Annotated in this window: 22 protein-coding genes; 4 read left to right on the forward strand and 18 right to left on the reverse strand. The window is 62.5% G+C overall.

Features of this window, described 5'->3' with window-relative positions:
* Positions 1–105: 105 nt before the first annotated feature.
* Positions 106–1,341 (reverse strand): ABC transporter substrate-binding protein, encoded by a 1,236-nt coding sequence (locus tag M1E10_RS17895; RefSeq protein ID WP_499174155.1) that lies wholly within the window; start codon positions 1,339–1,341, stop codon positions 106–108.
* 409 nt (positions 1,342–1,750) lie between these two features.
* Here M1E10_RS17895 and M1E10_RS17900 point away from each other — a divergent pair, with 409 nt between their 5' ends.
* Entirely contained in the window at positions 1,751–2,803 is a 1,053-nt protein-coding gene (locus tag M1E10_RS17900; RefSeq protein ID WP_499174156.1) for a LacI family transcriptional regulator, read from the forward strand.
* A gap of 70 nt (positions 2,804–2,873) precedes the next feature.
* On the opposite strand, the gene gnd is transcribed toward M1E10_RS17900, so the two are convergent.
* The 5 genes from gnd to ccoG form a co-directional block, all read right to left on the reverse strand.
* Positions 2,874–4,304, reverse strand: a complete 1,431-nt coding sequence (gene gnd / locus M1E10_RS17905) for an NADP(+)-dependent, decarboxylating phosphogluconate dehydrogenase (RefSeq protein WP_499174157.1) — start codon at positions 4,302–4,304, stop codon at positions 2,874–2,876.
* Between the two features lie 87 nt (positions 4,305–4,391).
* Positions 4,392–4,547, reverse strand: coding sequence for a cbb3-type cytochrome oxidase assembly protein CcoS (gene ccoS / locus M1E10_RS17910; protein ID WP_499174158.1), 156 nt, complete (start codon positions 4,545–4,547; stop codon positions 4,392–4,394).
* Positions 4,544–6,838 carry a cation-translocating P-type ATPase gene (locus tag M1E10_RS17915; RefSeq protein WP_499174159.1) on the reverse strand — a complete coding sequence of 765 codons (2,295 nt, stop codon included), beginning with the start codon at positions 6,836–6,838 and terminating at the stop codon, positions 4,544–4,546. The genes ccoS and M1E10_RS17915 overlap by 4 nt, the downstream gene beginning before the upstream one ends.
* On the reverse strand, positions 6,835–7,329 hold the full coding sequence (locus M1E10_RS17920; RefSeq protein WP_499174160.1) for a FixH family protein: 495 nt from the start codon (positions 7,327–7,329) through the stop codon (positions 6,835–6,837). Before M1E10_RS17920 ends, M1E10_RS17915 begins: the two co-directional genes overlap by 4 nt.
* Entirely contained in the window at positions 7,326–8,906 is a 1,581-nt protein-coding gene (gene ccoG / locus M1E10_RS17925; protein ID WP_499174161.1) for an RdxA/RdxB/FixG family protein, read from the reverse strand. The genes M1E10_RS17920 and ccoG overlap by 4 nt, the downstream gene beginning before the upstream one ends.
* Positions 8,907–9,122: 216 nt before the next feature.
* On the opposite strand from ccoG, the gene M1E10_RS17930 reads away from it, so the two are divergent.
* On the forward strand, positions 9,123–10,541 hold the full coding sequence (locus M1E10_RS17930; RefSeq protein ID WP_499174162.1) for an alanine/glycine:cation symporter family protein: 1,419 nt from the start codon (positions 9,123–9,125) through the stop codon (positions 10,539–10,541).
* A 62-nt stretch (positions 10,542–10,603) separates the two neighbouring features.
* On the opposite strand, the gene ccoP is transcribed toward M1E10_RS17930, so the two are convergent.
* The 4 genes from ccoP to ccoN are packed head-to-tail and all read right to left on the reverse strand — an operon-like array spanning position 10,604 to position 14,002.
* Entirely contained in the window at positions 10,604–11,467 is an 864-nt protein-coding gene (gene ccoP / locus M1E10_RS17935) for a cytochrome c family protein (RefSeq protein WP_499174163.1), read from the reverse strand.
* 3 nt (positions 11,468–11,470) lie between these two features.
* Positions 11,471–11,623, reverse strand: a complete 153-nt coding sequence (locus M1E10_RS17940; protein WP_029618069.1) for a CcoQ/FixQ family Cbb3-type cytochrome c oxidase assembly chaperone — start codon at positions 11,621–11,623, stop codon at positions 11,471–11,473.
* 10 nt (positions 11,624–11,633) lie between these two features.
* Positions 11,634–12,365 carry a cbb3-type cytochrome c oxidase subunit II gene (gene ccoO, locus M1E10_RS17945; RefSeq protein ID WP_499174164.1) on the reverse strand — a complete coding sequence of 244 codons (732 nt, stop codon included), beginning with the start codon at positions 12,363–12,365 and terminating at the stop codon, positions 11,634–11,636.
* Between the two features lie 11 nt (positions 12,366–12,376).
* Complete coding sequence (ccoN, locus tag M1E10_RS17950; protein WP_499174165.1) at positions 12,377–14,002, reverse strand: cbb3-type cytochrome c oxidase subunit I; 1,626 nt, start codon at positions 14,000–14,002, stop codon at positions 12,377–12,379.
* 264 nt (positions 14,003–14,266) lie between these two features.
* Here ccoN and M1E10_RS17955 point away from each other — a divergent pair, with 264 nt between their 5' ends.
* Positions 14,267–14,707 carry a hemerythrin domain-containing protein gene (locus M1E10_RS17955; RefSeq protein WP_499174166.1) on the forward strand — a complete coding sequence of 147 codons (441 nt, stop codon included), beginning with the start codon at positions 14,267–14,269 and terminating at the stop codon, positions 14,705–14,707.
* Here the strand turns inward: M1E10_RS17955 and M1E10_RS17960 are convergent.
* The 8 genes from M1E10_RS17960 to hemN all read right to left on the reverse strand — a co-directional run bounded on the left by M1E10_RS17960 (position 14,699) and on the right by hemN (position 22,329).
* Positions 14,699–15,412, reverse strand: a complete 714-nt coding sequence (locus M1E10_RS17960) for a nitrogen regulation protein NR(II) (RefSeq protein ID WP_499174167.1) — start codon at positions 15,410–15,412, stop codon at positions 14,699–14,701. The two genes, M1E10_RS17955 and M1E10_RS17960, sit on opposite strands and share 9 nt — an antisense overlap.
* Positions 15,413–15,549: 137 nt before the next feature.
* On the reverse strand, positions 15,550–16,485 hold the full coding sequence (locus M1E10_RS17965; protein ID WP_499174168.1) for a lipid A biosynthesis lauroyl acyltransferase: 936 nt from the start codon (positions 16,483–16,485) through the stop codon (positions 15,550–15,552).
* A gap of 4 nt (positions 16,486–16,489) precedes the next feature.
* On the reverse strand, positions 16,490–17,518 hold the full coding sequence (locus tag M1E10_RS17970) for a zinc-binding dehydrogenase (RefSeq protein ID WP_499174169.1): 1,029 nt from the start codon (positions 17,516–17,518) through the stop codon (positions 16,490–16,492).
* Between the two features lie 57 nt (positions 17,519–17,575).
* Positions 17,576–18,862: a beta-ketoacyl-ACP synthase II gene (locus tag M1E10_RS17975; protein WP_499174170.1), complete on the reverse strand. Its 1,287-nt coding sequence runs from the start codon at positions 18,860–18,862 to the stop codon at positions 17,576–17,578.
* Positions 18,863–18,872: 10 nt separating this feature from the next.
* Positions 18,873–20,078 carry a beta-ketoacyl-ACP synthase II gene (locus tag M1E10_RS17980; RefSeq protein WP_499174171.1) on the reverse strand — a complete coding sequence of 402 codons (1,206 nt, stop codon included), beginning with the start codon at positions 20,076–20,078 and terminating at the stop codon, positions 18,873–18,875.
* Positions 20,079–20,100: 22 nt separating this feature from the next.
* On the reverse strand, positions 20,101–20,574 hold the full coding sequence (locus M1E10_RS17985) for a 3-hydroxyacyl-ACP dehydratase FabZ family protein (RefSeq protein ID WP_499174172.1): 474 nt from the start codon (positions 20,572–20,574) through the stop codon (positions 20,101–20,103).
* A 21-nt stretch (positions 20,575–20,595) separates the two neighbouring features.
* Positions 20,596–20,874, reverse strand: a complete 279-nt coding sequence (locus M1E10_RS17990; protein ID WP_029618059.1) for an acyl carrier protein — start codon at positions 20,872–20,874, stop codon at positions 20,596–20,598.
* 105 nt (positions 20,875–20,979) lie between these two features.
* The gene (gene hemN / locus M1E10_RS17995) at positions 20,980–22,329 is read right to left on the reverse strand and encodes an oxygen-independent coproporphyrinogen III oxidase (protein ID WP_499174173.1); all 1,350 of its coding nucleotides are present in this window, start codon (positions 22,327–22,329) and stop codon (positions 20,980–20,982) included.
* A gap of 130 nt (positions 22,330–22,459) precedes the next feature.
* Here hemN and M1E10_RS18000 point away from each other — a divergent pair, with 130 nt between their 5' ends.
* Complete coding sequence (locus M1E10_RS18000) at positions 22,460–23,185, forward strand: Crp/Fnr family transcriptional regulator (protein ID WP_499174174.1); 726 nt, start codon at positions 22,460–22,462, stop codon at positions 23,183–23,185.
* Positions 23,186–23,187: the final 2 nt, after the last annotated feature.

Here is a 23,187-nt window from a genome sequence, read left to right on the forward strand (position 1 = left end):
GGACGCATTCCGTCAGCGAACTGGCGGACGCGCAACAGACGGAAAGCGAACGGTCAGACCGGCCGACACCGCAAGCAGTGCCGGCCGGCTGCGGCCGCTTGGGAACTAGTCAGCCGAGGAAATGATGTCCGCAAGACGCTCCTGGGCGGCTTCCGGGCTCATCGACGTGCTGGCGAAGAACTCCGTCAGGAGGTCCTCCTTCTGCTTCTGGCTGTCGGCCGAGAGCAGTTGATCGGTACTGGTCAAGGCGTTGCCCTGTGCAACGATCTCCAGTCCCTTCTTCATGCAGTCGTTGGCAGCAGCCAGATCGACGTCACCGCGAACGGGCAGCGAGCCCTTCTTGAGGTTGAACGCGACCTGCGTGGCAGGGTCGAGCATGCTCTGTGCCAGGACATCCTGCGCTTTCGACTTTTCCTCGTCATCGAGAACGGGGAAGTAGAAGGCATCGCCACCAGTGGTGATGTAGGGGCTGACGCCGAGACCGGGCAGGCAGCTGTAATCCTCACCCGCCACCTGGCCGGCCATCTGGAATTCCCCCTGCGCCCAGTCGCCCATGATCTGACCGCCGGCCTTGCCGGTGATCACCATGTTGGTGGCCTGGTTCCAGTCCTGGACATTGCTGCCGGCCGCCATGTCGCGTGCCTGGGCCGCAGCCTCGAAGACCTTTGCCATTTCCGGCCCGGCTGCCACGTCGGCGTCCTTGTCGACATAAACAGCCTGATACACATCCTTACCGCCCAGAGAGAGGACGAGCGTGTCGAAAAGGCCGCCGGCCTGCCAGGCCTGGCCGCCGAGCGCGAGCGGCTGGATACCAGCTTCCTTCAGTTTCGGAGCAGCCGCGACGAACTCGTTCCAGTCCTTAGGCACCGGGACGCCAGCCTGTTCGAAGGCCGCATTCGAGAGCCACAGCCACTGCCAGGAGTGGATGTTGAGGGGCACGCAATAGATCTTGCCGTCGATGGTGCAGCTGTCGAGCAGGCTGGCCGGCTTGATGACGTCCTTCCAGTTCCCCTCTTCGGCAACGGCTGTCAGGTCGCGCATCAGGCCGGCTTCCACCAGTTCCTGCGCCTGACGGCCGTGGTTGAACTGCGTGGCGGCCATGGGGTCGCCACCGGTGATGCGGCTGATCATGATCGGCCGGGCAGTGCTGCCTGCGCCGGCAATGGCGCCGTCGATCCATTTGTTGCCGGTTGCGTCAAACGCCTTGGCAAGTTCTGCCACTGCAGCAGCCTCGCCGCCGGAGGTCCACCAATGGGTTACCTCCAGATCCGTAGCCTGTGCGGCACTGAGTGGCAGCACGACGGTAGCCGCCAAAGCGGCTGCAAATGCACGAGTAAACATGAGTCTCCTCCCTCACTGAAACGTTGCCGTAAAAAGCTAGTGCAAAGCTTTCACTCACGCAACAGCAGTGCGAGCAAAAATCTTCGGAGGCGCTGAATTACAATCTCAAGCTGCGCATGAAGAGGAGCGTCGGGAGCGAACCAGATCAGCTAACGCCCTTTCGTAAAGGCATTTTCCGCTATTGTTGATATCCTTCCATCTCGCAAAGGCAAAAAAGATGCTGCGCCTGCGTTGTGCAACCCAGGAAGAATGCTGGCGCGGAGCAGCTGGAGAATTCGCTCGACATTTCTACTGCATCGTTACAGTTTAGCCCCCTTGCGGCGCCGATCGACCGGTGAATGCAAGGTGTATTCAAGTGCTGGACAAATCTCTATTGATCCACGGCTTACTCGGACGGTGGTGACAGGCAATGGACGACGGTACGACGAAGAGGACTGGAGGTGCGCCAAGATCGGCGCAGGAGCGTCCGACACTCAAGACGATCGCCTACATGACCGGGCTCGGGATCACCACCGTGTCGCGGGCGCTGAAGGATGCGCCGGATATCGGCGCTGACACCAAGGAGCGTGTCCGCCTCATCGCCAACCAGCTCGGCTACCAGCCGAACCGCGCCGGTGTGCGCCTCAGAACCGGCAAGACCAATGTCATTGCCCTCGTGCTCAGCATCGAGGAAGAACTGATGGGCTTCACCAGTCAGCTGGTGTTCGGCATATCGGAAGTGCTGGCCGGCACGCAGTACCACCTCGTGCTGACGCCGCATTCGCACCAGAAGGACCCGATGGTGCCGGTGAAGTACATCCTCGACACCGGCTCCGCCGACGGTGTCATCATCTCCCGCATTGCGCCCGATGATCCACGCATCCGCCTGATGACAGAGCGCAACATGCCGTTCGCCGCGCACGGTCGCAGCGACATGGGCATCTCCCACCCCTATCACGACTATGACAATGAGGCCTTCGCCTATCAGGCCGTGGCGAAGCTCGCCGGCAAGGGTCGCGAACGCATAGCGCTTCTGCCGCCGCCGAACGCCCTCTCCTTCTTCCTGCACAGTCGCAACGGCTTCGAGCGCGCCCTGAGCGACTATGGACTGACGGAGGTCGCCATGGGAAGGGTCACGACCGAGACCTCTCTTGGAGACATCCGCGCCCATGCCGAGGCGATGATGCGCTCCGCCCATGCGCCAGACGGCATCATCTCCCTGAGCGGCAGTTCGACGATTGCCCTGGTGGCTGGCATCGAAGCCGCCGGAAAGGTGCTTGGGCGCGACGCAGATCTTGTGTCGAAGCAATCGGCGGAGTTTTTGAACTGGATCCGTCCGGAGATCTATACGGTCAACGAGGACGTGCGGCACGCCGGGCGCGAGCTTGCCAAGGCAGTGATTGCCCGGATCGACGGCGTCGCACCGGACCTCCTGCAAAGCATCAGCAAGCCGGCCTGGTCGCCGATGGGTCCGAACGGCTGACGCCGCCTCCAATGTTTTAGCAAGACATGAAAAACCCGCCACAAGGGCGGGTTTTCGTTGTCGTTCCGGCTCAGCCCTGGTTGAGGCCGCTGCCCCAGGGGCCATGCGGCCGGTCGAGGCCATCGATGCGCTCGAAGCCATGGGCACCGAAGAAGTCGCGCTGCGCCTGGATCAGGTTGGCGGTGCCGCGGCCGCGGCGGTAGGCGTCGAAGTAGGCGAGCGCCGACGACAGCGCCGGAGCCGGCAGGCCGGACAGTGCCGCATAGGAAACAACCCGGCGAAGCGCGCCGTCGGTCGCCTTGACCATCTGCGAGAAGGCCGGCGTGACGATCAGGTTTGCGACATCCGGATCCTTGGTGAAGGCCGAGGTGATCTCGTCGAGAAAGGCCGAGCGGATGATGCAGCCGGCGCGCCAGATGCGGGCAATCGTCGGCATCGGCAGGTTCCAGCCGAACTCGGTGGAGGCTGCGGACATGACCGCGAAGCCTTGTGCGTAGGCGCCGATCTTGGCGGCAAGCAGCGCATTCTCGAGATCGGCGAGGAATGCCGCCCGGTCCTTCGTTGTCTCGGCCAGCGTCGGCAGTCCGAGGATACCTTCGGCCGCTTCGCGTTCCTTCTTCTGCGACGACAGGATCCGTCCGGCCACAGCCGCCTCGATGGCGGTTGCCGCGACGCCCATGTTTTGGGCTTCGATGACGGACCACTTGCCTGTGCCCTTCTGACCGGCGCGATCGACGATCATGTCGACGATCGGCTTGCCCGAAACCGGATCGGTCGCCTTCAGCACCTGTTCCGAGATCTCGATCAGGTAGGAGTTGAGACGGCCGGTGTTCCACTTGCCGAAGACCTCGCCGATCTCGGTCGCGCTCATGCCGAGGCCGTCGCGCAGGATGCCGTAGATTTCGGCAATCATCTGCATGTCGGCGTATTCGATGCCGTTGTGGATTGTCTTGACGAAGTGGCCCGCGCCGTTTTCGCCAAGCCAGGCAACGCAAGGCTCGTCGTTGAATTTGGCGGAGATCGAGGTCAGCACCTTGTCGACGCGCTTCCAGCTCTCTTCCTTGCCACCGACCATGATCGAGGGGCCGTGACGGGCACCCTCTTCACCGCCGGAGACGCCCATGCCGATGAAGGTCAGCCCGCTGTCCTTCAGGGTATCGAAGCGGCGCATGGTATCGCGGAAATTGGCGTTGCCGGCGTCGATCATGATGTCGCCGGCCGACAGATAGGGCTTCAGCGCTTCCATCTGCTGATCGACCGGATCGCCGGCCTTGATCATGATGATGATCGGCCGCGGTGGACGGATCGACGCCACGAATTCTTCCAGCGTCTCGCACGGGATGATCTGGCCCTGCAGATCGCCGGCTTCGGCGTAGAATTTGCGCGTTGCCTCCGGGCTGCGGTTGAAGACCGCGATGCGGTTGCCTTTTTCGGCTATGTTGAGCGAGAGGTTCGAGCCCATGACGCCGAGCCCGATGAGGCCAATTTCTGCCTGTTCCACGCTTCTGTCTCCATTTGAATTCCGGCCGCTGTTTTGGCACCGCGAACGTCAAACGGCAAGGCTGAAACATGCAAAAGCCACCAGTTGTCAGACAGCAGGATGATCGTCGTCCTCCTCGATCGCCCGCCATGCGGCGCCGTCGAGGTCGTCGTACTGGCCACTCTTCAGGGACCAGAGAAAAGCGAAGAGGCCGAGCACGCCGAGAAAAAGGGCGATCGGGATAAGATAGACGAGCATGTTCATGCGGGATGTGCCTCCGCCGGCACGGGACCGGAGTTCACGACCTTCGAAACGAACGCAGCTGAACGGGAAACGCGATTAAGCCGCAAGGCATTGGCAACGACGATGATCGACGATGTCGACATGGCGACGGCGGCGATCAGGGGCGTCGCATAGCCCGCCAGCGCGATCGGCACGGCGATGACGTTGTAACCGATGGCAAGCGCAAAATTCTGACGAATAAGCCGCCCCGCCTGCCGCGATACGTCGATCGCAAGCGGCACCGCCGAGAGACTGTCGTGCATGAAGACGAAATCCGCAGCCTGGCGCCCGACGTCCGCAGCGGTTGCCGGTGCGATCGAGACATAGGCTGCCGCAAGCGCAGGTGCGTCGTTGATCCCGTCGCCCACCATCAGCACCCGCGCGCCCTGCGCGCTGAAGTTGGCGACGGCATCGACCTTGTCGCGCGGCGCAAGATCGCTCTTCCAGAAGGCGACACCAAGGCGGCTCGCAAGCGCCTCCACGACCGGTGCGCGGTCACCGGAAAGAATGCCGGTGCGAATGCCTGCATGATCCAGTGCCCTGATCGCTGCGGACACGTCTGGCCGCACCATGTCTTCGAAGCGGAAGCAGGCGAGCTCGGAACCGTCGAGCGACAGCACCACTTCCGATGTCGTGCCCGCACCGGCTGCGGTACCGGTGGCAAAGCGGCGGTTGCCGAGCCTATAGAGGCCCTCCTCCGTCTGTGCCTGAAGCCCCTGCCCCGGCAACTCCTGGATATCGTCGAACTGCGACAGAGCGTTTCCCGCGCTTCTGTAGAGCGCATGTGACAACGGGTGGCGCGAATGCATGGCAAGCCCGCCCGCAAGCGACAGATGCCGGATGTTGATCTCCCGGACGTTGATCAGCCGCGGCCGGCCAAGCGTCAGCGTCCCGGTCTTGTCGAAGAGCGCGGTATCGACCTCTGCCAGCCGCTCCATGGCCGATCCGTCCTTGACCATGATGCCGTGCTTGAACAGCCGTCCTGCCGCCACGACCTGCACCACCGGCACCGCCAGACCGAGCGCACAGGGGCAGGTGATGATCAGGACGGCGATGGCGATCAGCATCGCCTGCTTCCAGTCGCCGCCGAAAATCCCCCATCCCAGGAAGGCAAAAAGCGCAAGAAGATGGACGACCGGCGAATAAAGCCGGGCGGCGCGGTCGGCGATGCGCCGGTAGCGAGCCCGCCCGCCTTCGGCAGCCTCCATCAATGCAATGACCTCCGCCAGGAACGAGTCCCTGGCTGCAGCCGTAGCCTTCACAATGAGCGGGCCGGTGAGGTTCAGCGTGCCGCCTTGGACGGAGTCTCCCGGGCCGATGGCCGTGGGTGCGCTCTCGCCGTTGACGATCGAGAGGTCGAAATCGCTCCTGCCGCTTTCCACCAGACCGTCGACGGGTACACGTTCGCCGGCAGCAATCATCAATCTGTCGCCGGGTCGGATCTCCTCAACCGGGCGGTAATCCCGTCCGCCGTCCGCCGTCATCACCATGGCACCGCGTGGTGACAGCCGCGCAAGACCGCTGATCGCGGCACGCGCCCGATCGCGCATGATGTGGTCGAGCGTGCGCCCGATCAGGAGGAAGAACAGAAGCGAGACGGTGGCGTCGAACCAGACGTGCTCGCCGTGGTGCATCGTTTCCCAGAGGGAGACGGCGTAGGAGAGCGTGATCGCGAGAGCGATCGGCACATCCATGTTGGTGCGGCCATGACGGATGGCGACCCAGGCGGATTGGTAGAAGAACCGACCAGCGTAGACCAGCGCGGGCGCGGCGATCATGGCGGAAACCCAGTGGAAGAGGTCGCGGGTCGAGGCCTCGGCCCCCGACCATACCGAGACGGAGAGCAGCATGATGTTGGCGGCAGCGAAACCGGAGACGGCGACGGCCCGGATCAGGTCGCGCTGCTGCCTGTCTCCAGCCTCTTGGGCACTCGTGAACAGGTGGGCATCATAGCCCGTGGCATCGACGATAGTCTGCACGAGACGGACAGGGTTGGTCGGTTGACCGTCGGAAATCTCCTTCCAGACGATGGAGACGCGCTTGGTGGACAGGTTCACCCTTGCCCGCTCGACCTCCGGCAGTGCCGTCAGCGCCTTCTCGATTGCCGAGATACAGGCGCCGCAATGGACGCCGGGGACGCTGAGATCGGTCTGGCGCAGCCCCGGCTCGATTACCCGGCTGGAGAGCAGCAGTTCCTCCGAAGACGGCAGGGCGTGGCTCAGCCGCTCAAGCTCCATCGCACCTTCGGTGCCGGGGGCACAGCAGGTGGTCATCGTGCGGCTCCGGCAACGACGACCCTTTTGGTATGATGCAGTATGCGTTCGCCGGCATCGCTGGCGTCTGCTTCGACGATCCAGGTGCCGGGCAGCACGTCGCGCGGGATCGAAAACAGTCCGCTCCCCCGGGGCTCCAGCGCGACTTCAAAATCCTGGTGCTCCCCGACCGGCCGCCGGAAGTGCAGCGTCAGCGTGTCGGCGGCCACCGGGTCACCGCGCGTATGGCTGATCTGGTAGCGGATCTCGCCGTCGGCGATCGTGAGGTTGCCGAGCACGCCGCTCGCTGCCAATGCCTTTGCCTCGGCAACCTTGCCGTTGAACTGCTGGCTGGCGATGTAGGTGTTCGGGACGACCAGACCGCTCCAGGTGTGGGTCGCCTGCCAGGCCATGTAGAAGTTGACGGATATGATGGTCCCGAAGAACATCGTCATCACCACCATCATGTGCCAGCCGGTAAAGACGAAGGGTTTCGTTCGCATGGATCTCATTTCCTTGGCTCCGGGGCATTGAAGGTGGCGCTGTAGGCGTCGCGCTCGTGGCTGGAGCGGTCCTGGGCGATAAAGCTGAAGCGCGCGTCGGTCTGGTCGATGGCAGCCGCCGGCAGGGTGACGAACACCTTCAGCGCTGTCGCCTTGTCAGGATCGACCGACACGGCAAAGGTCCGGTCGTCGTCGCTGGAAAGTCCGTTGATCTTCATCGACGCCCCCGGCAGCCCCTCCAGCGAAAGCAGGATCGTCCGCGGTTCAGGGATCATGTTCAGAAGCCGGATCGTATAGCCGTTGCGGATCGAGCCGTCCGATTCCAGCACATATTGCGGATTGCGGTCATGGATGACGTTGACCTCCAGCCGGTCGCGGCTGAGCAGCGCAACGAGGAGCCCGATGCCGACGGCGCTCCAGACGGCCAGGTAAAGCAGGGTGCGCGGCCGCAGGATGATGCGCCAGTTGAAGTGGCGGACCTTGTCGGTGAAGGCGCCATCGGCGTCGCGCACCCGGGCCGGATTGATGGACGTCGTGCCGTTGTCGGTGGCAAGCGCCATGTTGGCGTCGTATTCATTGAGCGTCGCATAATCGATCAGGCCCCGCGGCTTGCCGATCTTGTCCATCACCGCGTCGCAGGCATCGATGCACAGCGCGCAGGTAATGCAGGCGAGCTGCTGTCCGTCGCGGATATCGATGCCCATCGGACAGACGGCGACGCAGGCGTTACAGTCGACGCAATCGCCCACCGGCTGACCGGCGGCGGCCGCCTTCTTGGCATGTTTCGACCTCGGCTCGCCGCGCCAGTCGTTGTAGGTGACGACGAGCGAGTTGTCGTCCAGCATGGCCGCCTGGATGCGCGGCCACGGGCACATGTAGATGCAGACCTGTTCGCGCATCAGCCCGCCGAAGACATAGGTCGTGGCCGTGAGCACTGCGACCGTGGAATAGGCCACGAAGGCGGCATTGCCGGTTGCAAAGTCATAGGCGAGCGTCGGGGCGTCGGCAAAGTAGAAGATCCATGCACCGCCGGTCGCAACCGCGATCAGCAGCCAGATGCCATGCTTGACGACCCGCTTCCTGATCTTCTCCAGGCTCCAGGGCCCGGCATCGAGCTTCATGCGCGCATTGCGGTCACCTTCCATCCAGCGTTCGACGACCAGGAACAGGTCGACCCACACCGTCTGGGGACAGGCGTAGCCGCACCAGGCGCGCCCGACAGCCGAAGTCACCAGGAAGAGACCAAAACCCGCCATCACCAGAAGGCCGGCCACGTAGAAGAACTCCTGCGGCCAGATTTCGATGAAGAAGAAGTAGAAGCGGCGATTTGCAAGATCGAGGAGCACGGCCTGGTCCGGCGCATAGGGGCCGCGATCCCAGCGTATCCAGGGTGTGATGTAGTAGATGCCGAGGGTGATCAGCATCACCAGCCACTTGAAGCGGCGGAACCGACCTTCGGCCCGCTTCGGGAAGATCTTCTTGCGCGCCTCGTACAGGCGTTCGGGCGGCGTTCCAGGCTCACTCGGTCCAGACTTGCGAGCGTCGTTGCTGGCGTTTTCCATGCCGTTTGCGGTGTAGAGATTCATGGGCGCAGATCCACTTCTGTGTCTGCGTTCTCCCATGCGCCGCCGCAGGTCTCCTTGACTTAAATCAAGAAGCATGGGGGTCCGGCCGCGCTCATTGTCGCATCTCCGAGCCACGATCCTGGCAGGCGGCACCGCTGCCGGCGATCTGTCTCCACCTTCCCAATTACAGCTGCCGCCCTACCATGAGGGTGTCAAAGCCGCGTGCGGGAGGGCCAAATGTCTGCGATCATCGATTTTCTGAACCTGATCCTCTGGGAATACGTGCTCGTCTACGGATTGCTCGCCGTCGGCATCTATTTCACGGTCCGGCTGCGGCTCATCCAATTCCTCCAGTTCGGCGAGATGTTCAGGGTTCTGAAAGGCGGCACCTCCGAGGACGACGCGGGCATCAGCCCTATCCAGGCCCTCACCGTCAGCCTCGCCTCCCGCGTTGGCACCGGCAATATCGCCGGCGTTGCCGTCGCACTCTACCTCGGCGGTCCCGGGGCCATCTTCTGGATGTGGATGGTGGCGCTGGTCGGCATGGCGACGGCCTATTCCGAGAGTGCCCTGGCGCAGCTCTACAAGGTCAAGAACGCGGAAGGCCGGTATCGCGGCGGGCCTGCCTTCTACATCGCGAGAGGCCTGCGTGCCCCGTGGGCGGGAGCTGCCTTCTCGGTTTGCCTGATTCTCTCCTTCGGACTGGTCTTCAACGCGGTGCAGGCAAACTCCATTGCCGATGCCATGGAAGGCGCCTTCGGCCTCCCCAAATTGGGTATCGGCATCTTTGTCGCCATCCTCGCAGCCGTCGTGATCTTCGGCGGCATCCGTCAGATCGCGCGGGTGGCGGAACTGGTGGTTCCGCTCATGGCCGGCGCCTATCTGCTGACGACCCTCTACGTGCTGGTCATCAACTGGACGGAGATCCCGGGCGTCTTCGGCAGCATCTTTGCCGGCGCGTTCGGACTGCAGGAGGCAGCCGGAGGCGTCACCGGCGGCGTCATGGCGGCCATGATGAACGGCGTGAAGCGCGGCCTGTTCTCCAACGAAGCAGGCATGGGCTCCGCACCCAATATCGCTGCCGTTGCCACGCCGGAGCCGCACCATCCATCATCCCAGGGCTTCGTGCAGGCGCTGGGTGTCTTCATCGACACCATCGTCGTCTGCACGGCAACGGCGCTGATGATCCTTCTCTCCAGCGCGCTTGTTCCAGGAAGCGGTGTGACCGGGGCACAACTGACGCAGGCAGCGCTTCAGGAACACCTCGGAATCTTCGGATCCTATTTCATCGCGACGGCGATCTTCTTCTTCGCCTTCACCTCGATCATCGGCAACTACTCCTATGCCGAGAACGCGATGACCTTCCTCGGCGCGGCATCGGGCATCGGACTGTTCATCCTGCGCAGCGCGGTTCTGTTGATGGTGGTCTGGGGCGCTTATGAATCCGTGGCAACAGTCTTCAATGCAGCCGACGCCTCCATGGGCCTGATGGCGACCATCAACCTGATCGCGATCGTGCTGCTGTCGGGCACGGTGGCAAAACTGACGACCGACTACTTCAGACAGCGCAAAGCCGGCAAGGAGCCAATTTTCGAGGTCGCCGATTATCCGGAGCTTGCCGGGAAGATCGACAAGGCGATCTGGACGCGCGACTGAAATGCATCTGCACCAGGCCGCACCGAATGGGCGGCCTGGTGCTGTTCGAATTTAGGAGAGCTTTATTCCCCGCCGCCCAGCGAGTGCACATAGACGGCCAGCTGCTTCACTGTCTCATTGCTCAGCCGGCCGCTCCAGGCCGGCATCATGCCATGGCGAGGCGCCTGAACCTGACGGGCGATTTCCGCCTCGCCGTTGACCTTCAGCCAGATCGCATCCGCAAGATTGGGTGCGCCAAACTCCCGGTTGCCCTCCGCGTTCTCCCCGTGGCAGGCTGCGCAATTGTCGGCAAAAAGCTGCATGCCGGGTTCCACCATGGCTGCGTCCCGCGGTGTCCCGCTGAGGCTGACGACATAGGCGGCCACCTGACGAACCTCCTCCGGCTGCAGAATGTCGGCATAGGCGGGCATTTCGGAGAAGCGGGTATCCTCGTTTACCCCGTCACGGACGCCGTGTGCGATCGTGTGGTAGATCGCGTTGATGTCGCCGCCCCAAAGCCAGTCGTCGTCGTTGAGGTTGGGATAGCCCTGACCGCCCGCAGCTCCGGTGCCATGGCACTGGACACAGTTGACCCGGAAGGCGGATGCGCCGCCGGCGGTGGCGTATTGCGCAAGCTGGGGATCGGCGAGGATCTCCTCGAGCGAAACCTTGGAGACCTTTTCGAGGATCTCGCCCTGGGCAATCCTGGCGCCATCCAGTTCGCCGGCAAGCTCGGCACGGCTGGAATAATTCAGCACGCCCGTGGTCGCCTGCGTCACCATCGGCCAGGCCGGGTAGAGGATCGTGTAGCCGATCGCCCAGACGATCGTGGCATAGAAGGTCCAGACCCACCAGCGCGGCATCGGGTTGTTCAGTTCGCGGATACCGTCCCACTCATGACCGGTGGTCTCGACGCCGCTGATTTCATCGATATGTTTGTCCGCCATCTCTCAATCCTCCTTCAGAGGGATCTGGGCAGCCTCATTGGCATGAGACTTCGAACCAGGGCGCAGGGTGAACAGGACGACGCCGAGAAAGAACAGGGTCATGCCAAGCAAGGCCCAGCTGTCGGCAAAATGGCGAAGTGCGGTATAGGCTTCCATTGCATTCTCCTCAGCGGTAGCCGGACGCATCGTCATAGGTCGAGAAATCGACCAGCGTGCCGAGCATCTGCAGGTAGGCGACGAGCGCGTCCATTTCGGTGAGAGCTGCCGGATCGCCGTCGAAATCGCCGATCTTCGCCTTCGGATATCGCTCCGTCACGCCGGAGGTGTCGGCATTCGGATCCGCCTGCGCCGCGATATCAGCGGCAGCGAATTCCACCATCTCGTCACTATACGGAACGCCCACCCTGCGGTTGGCGACCAGCTCCATCCCGACGTTGCGGACCTGCAGCGGCGTCTCCTTCAGGAAGGAGTAGCTTGGCATCACCGATTCCGGCACGACCGAGCGCGGCTCGATCAGATGCTGCACGTGCCACTCGTTGGAGTAACGGTCGCCGACGCGAGCAAGGTCCGGTCCGGTCCGCTTCGACCCCCATTGAAAGGGGTGGTCGTACATGGATTCGGCCGCCAGGCTGTAGTGTCCGTAGCGCTCGACCTCGTCGCGAAACGGCCGGATCATCTGGCTGTGACAGACGTAGCAACCCTCGCGGATGTAGATGTTGCGGCCCGCGAGTTCGAGCGGCGAATAGGGCCGCATTCCCTCGACCTTCTCGATCGTGTTCTCAAGGTAGAAGAGCGGCACGATCTCGACGATCCCGCCAACCGCCACCACCAGCAGAGACCCCACCAGCAGCAGCGTGGCATTGCGTTCGATGAACTTATGTTTATCCAGAAGAGCCATATTTCTGCTCCCTATTCTGCCGGCTGCAGCGCCGCCGCGGGTGTGACACCCGGGACGTTTTCGCGCCGCTCATAGCCGAGGATTGTCATTGTCACGTTGTAGGCCATGATCAGTGCCCCCAGGAGGAACATCCCGCCGCCGACGGCGCGCAGCACGTAGTAGGGGAACATTGCCGCAACCGATTCTGCGAAGGAGTAGACGAGGAAGCCCTGGTCGTCGTACTCGCGCCACATCAGGCCCTGCTGCACGCCGGCCACCCACATTACGGCCGCGTAGACAACGATACCGAGGGTTGCCAGCCAGAAGTGCCAGTTGACGAGTTGCAGGCTGTAGAGGCGCTTGCGGTTCCAGAGCTTCGGCACGAGGAAGTAGATGGCGCCGAAGGTGATCATGCCGTTCCAGCCGAGTGCGCCGGAGTGCACGTGACCGATCGTCCAGTCCGTATAGTGGCTGAGCGAATTGACCGCCTTCACCGACATCATCGGGCCTTCGAAGGTCGCCATCCCGTAGAAGGCAACGGCAATGACCATCATGCGAACGATGGGGTCGGTGCGGATCTTGTCCCAGGCGCCAGACAGCGTCATCAGGCCGTTGATCATGCCGCCCCAGGAGGGCATCCAGAGCATGATCGAGAAGACCATGCCGAGCGTCTGCGCCCAGTCCGGCAGCGCCGTGTAGTGAAGGTGATGAGGTCCGGCCCAAATGTACATGAAGATCAGCGCCCAGAAGTGGATGATCGACAGCCGGTAGGAATAGACCGGGCGGTTCACCTGCTTCGGGATGAAGTAGTACATCATGCCGAGGAAGCCGGCCGTCAGGAAGAAGCCCACCGCGTTATGCCCGTACCACCACTGGGTCAGCGCATCCTGGACACCCGAAAATGCCGAGTAGCTCTTCACTCCCAGAAAGGAGACGGGAATGGCAAGGTTGTTGACCACGTGCAGCATGGCGATGGTCACGATGAAGGCGAGATAGAACCAGTTGGCCACATAGATGTGGGGTTCCTTGCGCCGCAGGATCGTGCCGAGGAAGACGACGAGATAGGCGACCCAGACGATGGTCAGCCAGATGTCGACATACCATTCCGGCTCAGCGTATTCGCGGCTCTGGGTGATCCCCAGGAGATAGCCGGTGGCCGCCATCAGGATGAACAGCTGATAGCCCCAGAACACGAACCAGCCGAGATTGCCGCCGAAGAGCCTTGCCCGCGAGGTCCGCTGCACGACGTAGAACGACGTGGCGATCAGCGCATTGCCGCCGAACGCGAAGATGACCGCCGAAGTGTGAAGCGGGCGCGTGCGGCCGAAGTTGAGGTAGGGCTCGATGTTGAGGTCGGGGAAGGCCAGCTGCAGTGCGACGACGACCCCCACAAGGAACCCCACCACCCCCCAGAAGATCGTCGCGATGACGCCGTATTTGATGACCTCATCGAAGTACTCCGATTGTCGGAGTGCTTTTTGGAAAGGACCGGCAGGCGCAAAGCTCGCCCGCCGCACCAGCACGACGGCACCGGCAAAGAGCGCAAAGAACAACACCCACATGTGGGCGGCAAATTGACTGTCCTGTGCGAAGGCGACGCCCAGCAGCGCAAGGAACGCCCCCACCGCCAGCGCCACAGTTTCGATCGTGTAGTTCATGTTGGACATCCCCCAACGGCCTGATTGCAATTCGCGTCCGCTCAGAAACGAGGCGAATCCCTCGTGGCAGCATCCCGCGACAGGGGGAGGATTGGCACCGCAGCGGCTGCCCGGCCTTGATTTGGATCAAGGCGAGAACCCATCTCATCTCCGATTCTGCACGCATGGGACGAATGGGGACGGAGCTTTGGGAGATGCTGCATGAAACAGGCGCACGACGGTCATCGATCGCAAAAATGCGAAGGAACGATAAGAGACGCAGAGATGCTTGCCTGGTTGCAGGACGCTCAGCTCGAACAGCTGGCACTTTGCAACGAGTTGGAGGAAATCGCCGATTCACTCCCGGCAAACGTCAACCGGCAGAAGTGCATTTATGCCGCCAAGGCGCTCGCGCCGATGATACGTAGCCTTCACCACTACGAGGAGACCATCGTGTTTCCCCGGATCAAGCAGTGGCAGGACGGATCCGCCGACGATGAGACGCTGTCGCGGCTGAGATACGAGCATCTCGAGGACGAAGGCTATGCGGAGGAACTCACGGAGGCACTTTACAATCTAGGCTCCGGCGAACCCGTCAACATGGAGGCCGTCGGCTACATGCTGCGCGGCTTCTTCGAAGGCATGCGCCGGCACATTGCCTTCGAGCGGTCGCATCTGCTGAAGAATTTCCGTGCCGAACCGCAGAGATCCCAAGGTTCAGCTTGACGGACGGGGACGACGGCGATCCGCCATCTCCTGGATCACCACCAGAGCGCCGACCTGGGTTACGGCATTGGAGAAACAGGGGGACATTCTGCAGCGAATGACGACAGTCCCCTCCTCCCGCTGCTCTGCATAGGTGAGCGACAGGCTTTCGCCGAGCAGGCAGCGGTCGATCGGCTCCCGCAAATCCCGCTGAAAGTGGTAGACGCCCACCAGATCCGCAAAATGGCGCCCGAGAAGCTTTTCCTTGGTCTGCCCAAGCCTGAGTGCGTTGGTTTCGTTGGAATAGAAAACCCGATACCCCGGTGCCACGACCATGATCCGTTCCGGAATTTGGTCGAACAATCCCGTATCCAGAACGGCGCCAGGGTCGCTTCCAAAAACGGCTATGTTGCCCGTCTCTCCGGCCGCCCTCACGGTTGCCGCACGGCCGAGCTGCGGGGCGAGGTATCGCTCGACGAGAGTCTGGAGAAGATGGCCGTTGCGATGCACGCATCCGCTGTCGTCTGCCTCCTCCTTCAGGAGGTCCAGAGCAAACTGGAACTGTGCCTGGATACTTGTGGGATCCGCACCCTCGTGCTGGAAGATCGCCTCGAGCAGCGGATCGAGCTGCCTGTCCAACGAAAGCACGGATTCGGGGTCGTCCTCATCCACGGCGGACCGCAGGTCGCGGTATTTTGACCAGAAGAGATCGATCAGTGCTTCCATTCGATTTCCCAAGGCCCGCAGAGAACCCCTTCCCGTGCAGTCTCGCGTCCTTCCTCTTGTGAGTCCAAGCAATAGCGACAGTGTGTCAGATTAACCTTGCGCGTGCGTTGTTCAAGATGCGGCAGAAAGTAAAATGACTATACCTTCAACTGTTTCTTGATCTCCCAGCGGTCGTGATACCAGAGCCACTGTTCAGGGTTTTGCCGGACCCAGCTCTCGACCTTATCGTTCAACATCTGCGCGGTCGCCTGGACATCGACATGCCCCTTGGCATCTCGCGGAACGTCGATCATCGGCTCTATCTCGAGACGGAAGCGGTTGTTGGGAAGCCGGATGCAGCGGGCAGGATACACATCCGCATCGAACTGTCGCACGAGCTTGGCAAGCAGGGGATTGGTGCGGACGGGACGCCCGAAGAACGTGGTCGTCAGCCCCTTCTTGAACTTTTGATCGACCAGTACCCCGACGCCACCGCCAGCTTCGAGCCTGCGCGCCAGCGCAAAGGACGACCCGGCATGCGACGGCACGAGCTTGCCCATGCGCGAGCTTCGGAAGTCAAAGACCTTCTTGGCGATGTACGGGTTGTTGGGCGGCCGGAACAGGACCATCACATCGAGGCCGAAGCTCTTGGCAGCCACCGGAAGCAATTCAAAGCTCCCCGAATGGGCTGTAAACACTATGAAGGGTCGAGGTCTTTCGAGGAGATCCATGAACACAGGAACGCCGGAAACCTCGACCCGGCCGGGCTCTGTATTCTCGGGGGCAAAGTCGAACAGCCGGTCCAGAAAGACATATTCAGCCGCCAGCCGACCCATGTGCCCCCAGCTCCTGACCGCAATCTCTTCGATCTCGGAGCCGGTCTTGTCTGGATAGGCATTGCGCAGGTTGGTCAGCATCAGTCGATGGCGGCCGAGCTTTGGCCCGAGCCAACGGGCAGCCCGGTCCGAAAAGTTCATGGCCGGATCGGCCGGGAACAGCTTGAGGAGGTTGAGAACGCCGAAGGCCGCCTGCGCCACCAGCCATTGCTGGAAACGCCGGAAGGCCAACACGATCCTCGTCACGAACATTTTCAAGTCATCAATCCATGCGCAGGACGATCTTGCCGAACACCTGTCGCGTTTCCATCCGCTCCAGAGCCCGATCGATATCGTCGAACGTCACTTCAGTGTCGATGACCGGATGAACCACACCGCGGGCCATCTTCTGCATCGCATTCGCCATGTTCTCCATCCGGCAGCCGAAGGAGCCAAAAAGCTTCAGCTGCTGCTGGAAGAGCATCATCAGGTTCACGCTGGTGGAGACGCCGGAGGTCGAGCCACAGGTGACCAGCCGGCCTCCACGCTTCAGGCAGAACATGGAGGCGGCGAAGGTATCTGCACCGACATGCTCGAAGACCACATCGACGCCCTTCTTCTTCGTCAACTTGCGCACGACGCCTTCGAAGCGGTCAGTGCGATAGTTGATGACGTGATCGGCACCGAGTGCCTTGGCGCGCTCGATCTTGTCGTCGGAACCGACCGTCGTGATGACGGTGCAGCCGGTCTTCTTGGCAAGCTGGATGGCTGCCGAGCCGATGCCCGAACCGCCCGCATGCACGAGGATCGTTTCACCGGGCTCAAGCTTGGCGTTGTCGAACAGCATGTGCTCGACCGTACCGAAGGTCACCGGCGCCAGTGCTGCAGCGATCGCATCGACGCCCGGAGGAGCCGGAACCAGCAGGCGGGCTGGCAGATTGACCTTCTCCTGCGCAAAGCCGTCGAGGTGGAAGCCGTGCACGCCAGAGACGTTCTCGCAGAGATTGTCGCGCTTCTCGCGGCAGGGCTTGCAGAGACCGCAGGTGCGCGCGCCGTAGATCGCCACCAGTTGGCCCGGGAGGACGTTCGAGACACCGGGGCCGATCGCCTCGACGACGCCGGAGGCTTCCGCGCCGATCGTCAGCGGCATTTTGCGCTTGGCAAATGCCATGCCGCGCCAGCCCCAGACGTCGATGTGGTTCAATGCCACGGCCTTGACCCTCAACGTGACCTCTCCGGGACCGGGAGCTTCCGGTTCGGGAATGTCGACCGTTTCGAGCTTGCGGTCGTCGATCAGCTGGAGAGCGCGCATATGGATTTCCTTCGCCCGGAGGACGTTCAATCGGCCAAAATTCTGTGTTGGCTGTCTCTAGGCTGGTTCCAGCGCCATGACAAGGCTGGCATTCTGCCCGCCGAAGCCGAAGGAGTTGGAAAGAACCGCCTGGACCTGCTGGTCCCGCTTCTCGTTCGGCACCACGTCGAGGACGATCGTAGGGTCCGGATTGATGTAGTTGATGGTCGGCGGCAGCGTACCCGTCAGCATCGTCTGTATCGAGAAGACGGCTTCAACCGCACCGGCGGCCGTCAGAGTATGGCCGATCATCGACTTGTTCGACGACACGGGGATATCCTTCAGTCCGTCACCTAAGACGGCGAGCATCGCGCCGTATTCCATCTTGTCGTTTTCCGGCGTCGAGGTGCCATGGGCATTGATGTAGCCGATGCCGCCTTCGTCCATGCCGGCATCTTCGAGTGCCGCCCGGATCGTGGCGATCGCGGGACCGCCATCCGGCGAGGAGCGCGTGCGGTGGAAGTGGTCTGCCTTCTCGCCGCAGCCCTTCATGATCCCCAGCACCTTTGCGCCGCGGGCGATCGCCGCCTCCAGTGATTCCAGCACCAGGGTCGCGGCGCCCTCGGCGATGACAAAGCCGTCGCGCTCCTTGCTGAAAGGCTTGGACGCCTTCTCCGGCGGGTCGTTCTGGGTCGAGAGCGCAGAGAGAAGCGAGAAACGGATCAGTGCCTCGGCGCTGACGGAGCCATCCGTCGCGACCACGAGGGAGCGGTCGGTGCGGCCCTGTCGGATGGCCTCCACGCCGAGCTGGATGGCCGTCGCGCCCGAGGCACATGCCGTCGATAGCGTCACAGGCAATCCTCGGGTACCGAATTTGTCCGACAGCCGTTCCGAAATCGAACCGAATTGGACAGCCTCGAGGAAGGCAGGATCGGGGCGGTCGCGCATAGCGGCCAGGAAGCGATCATAGGCATCGCCGTCGACCTGCGACGGTGGTGCGCGGTCAGCAAGCGCAAAGCGGGCCGACCATTCCGGCTCCACCGGCGGCGCCGCGAGAAAAAGAGGGCCTTGGAAGTCGCCGGAGAGACCCGCCTGAGCCAATGCTTCGGCGGTGGTTTCGCGGGCAAAAGCATAGGAACGTTCGACCGAATTGTCGGCGGGAACGTCGATGAAATCCACCGTACCGCTGATTCGGGTCGAGAGGCCTTCCGTCGGGAAGCGGCTGATCTTGTGGATGCCGGACGTGCCCGACGTCAGAGCTGCCCAGTTGTCCTGAAGGCCCTGCCCGAGAGACGTGATCACGCCCATGCCGGTGACGGCGATGATCGGCCGCCCGAGATGATCCTTGAAACGGTTGTCGCTCATGTCTGTCTCCTTACGCACCGGCCGAGAGGACTGCCAGTCCCTCGCCGCGCGTATAGCCGACCGTCGTCACCACGGCCTGTCGGGCGGGCGCCGGCATCGGCTGCTCAATGCTGGAATCAAAGGACGGCACGCGCAGATTGCCGTCGAGGGCAAGGGCGGCCAGCGCCAGTCCGAGCGGGAACTGCGCCTCCATGCCATGCCCGGTCATGCCGCCATAGCCGCGGAGCGTCGCGCCGGGAAACCGTTCCGCCAGCACCTGACGCTCGCGCAGCGATGTTTCGACCATGCCGCTTGCCCCTGAAAACAGGAGGATTTCCGACGATTCTGCGTCCATGGCCGGCCCCGAGAGCCGGGAAAGGCGCTGTTCGAGCCTGCCGTCGTCACGGTTGCCGCGATCGCCTTCGACCGCATCGATCGACGCATAGATGTGGGCGCCTCGTGCCACGGCATGAGCCCGCGACTCCAGAACCAGGAAGGCGCCGACCGACCCTAGCATCATGCCGCCGCCGTTGTCGGAGGAACGCTGCCAGAGCGGCTGCCAGTCACCGGTCGCATGGGCACGAATGCCCTCGACCAGCAGGAGGATGTCGGCCCGCTCCGCCACGAAGGCGCCGCCGACCAGCGAGTGGGTGGACTGACCGGACTTGATGCGGTGAAACGCTGTCTCGACCGCCGAAATGCCTGCCGCTTCCTCGCCCATGAAGGTGCGCGACGAGCCGGTCACCTTGTGAACGATGGAGATATTGCCCGCGAGCAGGTTGGACAGCTGCGCCAGAAACAACGTCGGGCGCAGCTCCGTCGTCAGCTTTTCGTTGAGCAGCGTCTCCCGGTCGTTGCGCTTCAGCGCCTCGTCGACGATCAGCGAATCGACCTTGATGTCACGCTCGCCACCACCGGCAGCGACGATCATGTCCATTGAGGCGCAGGCCTCGGCATCGGTCTTCAGGCCGGCGTCATCGAGCGCGAGACCGGCGGCGAACACGCCGAGGCGCTGCCAGTTCTCCATCTGGCGCTGGTCGCCACGCTTCGGGATCTGCTGCGACCAGTCGATCTCCGGCATCGGATGGACCGGATAGGGCTTGAAACGGTCGCTCTCCACCCGAGGAAGCTCAGCCTCGGCAGACGACAACAGCGCCACGTGCGGCTCCTTGCCGACGCCGTAGCAGGTGACGATCCCGACCCCGGTGATCACGACATCATTGTCAGACTTGCTCATTCTGTCCTCATTGCCTGGCGTTTCACGCGCCAGCTTGAAGCGCGTCCATGAGCCCGACTTCTTCCGCACGCTTGCGCACGATGTCGGCAAGCGGCACTTCACTGAACGGCATGGTGCGAAGCTTCAACTGAGCGTCGCAGACCTTCTTGCCGTCCGCGGTGATCTTCGCCTTGGTGACGGCATAGCCGGACCCCTCATGCTCCAGAAACGCTTCGATGTCGAGTACGGTGTCGGGGCCGACGAAGCTGCGCATCTTGGCGCCGTCGACGGACATCAGGAACGGCATGGCTGCGAAATTCGTCGCCGCCAGCACCAGGAACCCCGAGGCCTGCGCCATCGTCTCGATCAGCAGCACGCCCGGAACGAGCGGCATGCCGGGAAAATGGCCCTCGAACACGGGGCTCTTCGCCGGGACGACCGACCGTGCCCGCAACACCTTTGCGGGGAGGTCCACGCCCTCCACCCGGTCGATCATCTGGAAGTATTCAAGCAGCATTCATGCGTGGGGAACGGCGTCTCAGCCCTTCGCCGCCCTCAGCTCGTCGATCTTGGCGCAGAGGTTCTTGAGGACGAAATATTCCTCCGTCGAGACCTTGCCGTCGTTGACTTCCTGCGTCCACTGCTCGAGCGGAATCTTGATGCCGAATTCCTTGTCGATCGCGAAGACGATGTCGAGGAAGTCTAGGCTGTCGATGCCGAGGTCGTCGATCGTATGGCTCTCCGGCGTGATCGTCTCGCGGTCGATCTCGCTGGTTTCCGCGATGATGTCGGCAACTTTGTCGAATGTAGCAGTCACGCCAATGTCCTCTGAAATATTCAATTCAGCGTTCCACATAGGGAATACGTCGGCAAATGCCAATCCCCGTGTTCCCGCGCCGACCAATTGTGGACTAACTGTTGCTCAAACAGCAATCGAATGGCGCCCGACCCCGGTGTCGAGGTAGCGATCGAAGACGGCAGCGACGCTGCGGGCAAACGGCTTGCCGGCCTCCGTCAGATGGAAGCCCTCGGCATCTGCAAGGCATATGCCGTCGATGTTATGGCGGGCATAGTGGCCGGCTTCGGCAACGATCGCCTCCGCGACATCGCCGAACCGCTCCCGAAGCGGCCGGAAGTCGAAGCCGAAGTCGCACATGATGCGCTCGATGACATAGGCCCTGAGCCGATCATCGTCGGACAGTTCGATCCCGCGGACTGCCGCCAGTCCTCCGGCCTCCACCGCCCGCTGGTATTCGCCGGTCGCCGGCATGTTCTGGACATATCCCTGCGGCAGCTGGCCGATCGAGGACGCCCCCATGCCGATCAACGCATCGGCGGCATCGTCCGTATAGCCCTGGAAGTTGCGGCGCAGCGCACCGGTTCTGGCGGCGAGGGCAAGCGCATCGGCCGGCTTGGCGAAGTGGTCGATACCGATGGCTTCATAGCCTGCCGAGATCAGCATGTCGGACGCCCGTGCCATCTGCGCGAAGCGCTGCCGCACATCCGGCAGAGCCGCATCCGGAATCATCGTCTGATGCTTCTTCATCCACGGCACATGGGCATAGCCGAACAGCGCGATGCGGTCCGGGTCCAGCGAGATGATATCCGAGACGGTCCGCTCCAGGGAAGCGATCGTCTGATGCGGAAGCCCGTAAAGCACGTCGCAGTTGACCGATTGCACGCCCCTCGCCCGCACCGCCTCGACCACCGAGCGTGTCTGTTCGAAGGTCTGGAGGCGATTGATCGCCTTCTGCACCGTGGGATCGAAATCCTGAACCCCGAGGCTCGCCCGGGTGAGACCGATCGCGGCAAGCGCGTCATAGCGCGCCTCGTCGAGATCGTTGGGATCCATCTCGACGCTGATCTCGGCATCCGGAGCGATCGTGAAGGCCTGGCGCAGACAGTCCATCAGCCCGATCATGTCCGCGGGCTTCAGCATGGTCGGCGAACCGCCGCCCCAGTGAACCGCCGTTACCCTGGCGGAGCGCGGAACCCTTGCACCGACCGCGGCAATCTCTGCCTTCAAGGCCACAAGATAGGTGACGATCGGGTCATAGCGCAGCGTCTGCTTGGTATGACAGGCGCAGAACCAGCAGAGGCGGTCACAGTATGGAATATGGAGGTAGAGCGAGATCGTCGCATCGTCCCGCAGTTCGCCCAGCCACCGCGCATAGATGTCGCAGTTTACCTCAGGGCCGAAATGCGGTGCAGTCGGGTAGCTGGTATAGCGCGGTGCAGCACCGGTGTATTTCTGGAGCAGTATCTCGTTCATCGCGAACCCCTTCTGTCCGCCAATGGCTATCAGGGGAGATTTCGCAAACCTTGATGCAGATCAATTCGTCAGAGACCTGAATTGACGAAGATCAACCTCATCTCGCAGCCGTGCAATCGGACGATACTTCATGGACATGCTCAACAGAGACGCCAACACCGCAGAACTTCCCGCTGTCTGTCGATCCTGCGAAGCCCGTCATGGCGGCGTCTGCTCGGCATTGACGGGCGCCCAACTGACGGAACTCAGCAAGCATTCTTCCCGCCGCAAGATCGACGCCGGCACCGAGTTCATCGGCCAGGGCGAGAGCATTTCCTCCTACAGCAATATCTTGAAGGGCGTCGTGAAGCTTTCCAAGGTCATGGCCGACGGGCGCCAGCAGATCGTCGGCCTGCAGTTTGCGCCGGACTTCATGGGCCGGCCCTTCCTCGGCGAAAGCCGGATGGCGGCCGAAGCTGCCATCGACACCGAGATCTGCGTCTTCCCCCGCCGTGCCATCGAACGGCTGATCGCCGAAACGCCGGGGCTGGAGCATCTGCTGCACAGCCAGGCCCTCAAGGAGCTCGATGAGGCGCGCGACTGGATGCTGACGCTCGGCCGCAAGACGGCGCAGGAAAAGGTCGCGAGCTTCCTGGCGCTGATCGCCAGCCACAGCGACCCGGTCGCCGAGGACAAGAGCATCTTCGAACTCCCCTTGTCGCGCGCCGACATCGCCGACTTCCTGGGGTTGACGATCGAGACCGTCAGTCGCCAGATGACGAAGCTGCGCAAGGAAGGCATCATCCAGATCGAGAACAACCGCCATGTGACGGTCCCCGATCTCGACCGGCTGAATGCTGCGGCCGGCAACGATTGAAG

Source organism: Rhizobium sp. PK7-22 (assembly GCF_056530405.1).

Excerpts from the sequence above, each read along its gene's own strand:
- M1E10_RS17895 (WP_499174155.1), bottom strand. The coding sequence starts at position 1,341 with ATGTTTACTCGTGCATTTGCAGCCGCTTTGGCGGCTACCGTCGTGCTG.
- M1E10_RS17900 (WP_499174156.1), top strand. The coding sequence starts at position 1,751 with ATGGACGACGGTACGACGAAGAGGACTGGAGGTGCGCCAAGATCGGCG.
- ccoS (WP_499174158.1), bottom strand. The coding sequence starts at position 4,547 with ATGAACATGCTCGTCTATCTTATCCCGATCGCCCTTTTTCTCGGCGTG.
- M1E10_RS17915 (WP_499174159.1), bottom strand. The coding sequence starts at position 6,838 with ATGACCACCTGCTGTGCCCCCGGCACCGAAGGTGCGATGGAGCTTGAG.
- M1E10_RS17920 (WP_499174160.1), bottom strand. The coding sequence starts at position 7,329 with ATGAGATCCATGCGAACGAAACCCTTCGTCTTTACCGGCTGGCACATG.
- ccoG (WP_499174161.1), bottom strand. The coding sequence starts at position 8,906 with ATGAATCTCTACACCGCAAACGGCATGGAAAACGCCAGCAACGACGCT.
- M1E10_RS17930 (WP_499174162.1), top strand. The coding sequence starts at position 9,123 with ATGTCTGCGATCATCGATTTTCTGAACCTGATCCTCTGGGAATACGTG.
- ccoP (WP_499174163.1), bottom strand. The coding sequence starts at position 11,467 with ATGGCGGACAAACATATCGATGAAATCAGCGGCGTCGAGACCACCGGT.
- M1E10_RS17940 (WP_029618069.1), bottom strand. The coding sequence starts at position 11,623 with ATGGAAGCCTATACCGCACTTCGCCATTTTGCCGACAGCTGGGCCTTG.
- ccoO (WP_499174164.1), bottom strand. The coding sequence starts at position 12,365 with ATGGCTCTTCTGGATAAACATAAGTTCATCGAACGCAATGCCACGCTG.
- ccoN (WP_499174165.1), bottom strand. The coding sequence starts at position 14,002 with ATGAACTACACGATCGAAACTGTGGCGCTGGCGGTGGGGGCGTTCCTT.
- M1E10_RS17955 (WP_499174166.1), top strand. The coding sequence starts at position 14,267 with ATGCTTGCCTGGTTGCAGGACGCTCAGCTCGAACAGCTGGCACTTTGC.
- M1E10_RS17960 (WP_499174167.1), bottom strand. The coding sequence starts at position 15,412 with ATGGAAGCACTGATCGATCTCTTCTGGTCAAAATACCGCGACCTGCGG.
- M1E10_RS17970 (WP_499174169.1), bottom strand. The coding sequence starts at position 17,518 with ATGCGCGCTCTCCAGCTGATCGACGACCGCAAGCTCGAAACGGTCGAC.
- M1E10_RS17975 (WP_499174170.1), bottom strand. The coding sequence starts at position 18,862 with ATGAGCGACAACCGTTTCAAGGATCATCTCGGGCGGCCGATCATCGCC.
- M1E10_RS17980 (WP_499174171.1), bottom strand. The coding sequence starts at position 20,078 with ATGAGCAAGTCTGACAATGATGTCGTGATCACCGGGGTCGGGATCGTC.
- M1E10_RS17985 (WP_499174172.1), bottom strand. The coding sequence starts at position 20,574 with ATGCTGCTTGAATACTTCCAGATGATCGACCGGGTGGAGGGCGTGGAC.
- hemN (WP_499174173.1), bottom strand. The coding sequence starts at position 22,329 with ATGAACGAGATACTGCTCCAGAAATACACCGGTGCTGCACCGCGCTAT.
- M1E10_RS18000 (WP_499174174.1), top strand. The coding sequence starts at position 22,460 with ATGGACATGCTCAACAGAGACGCCAACACCGCAGAACTTCCCGCTGTC.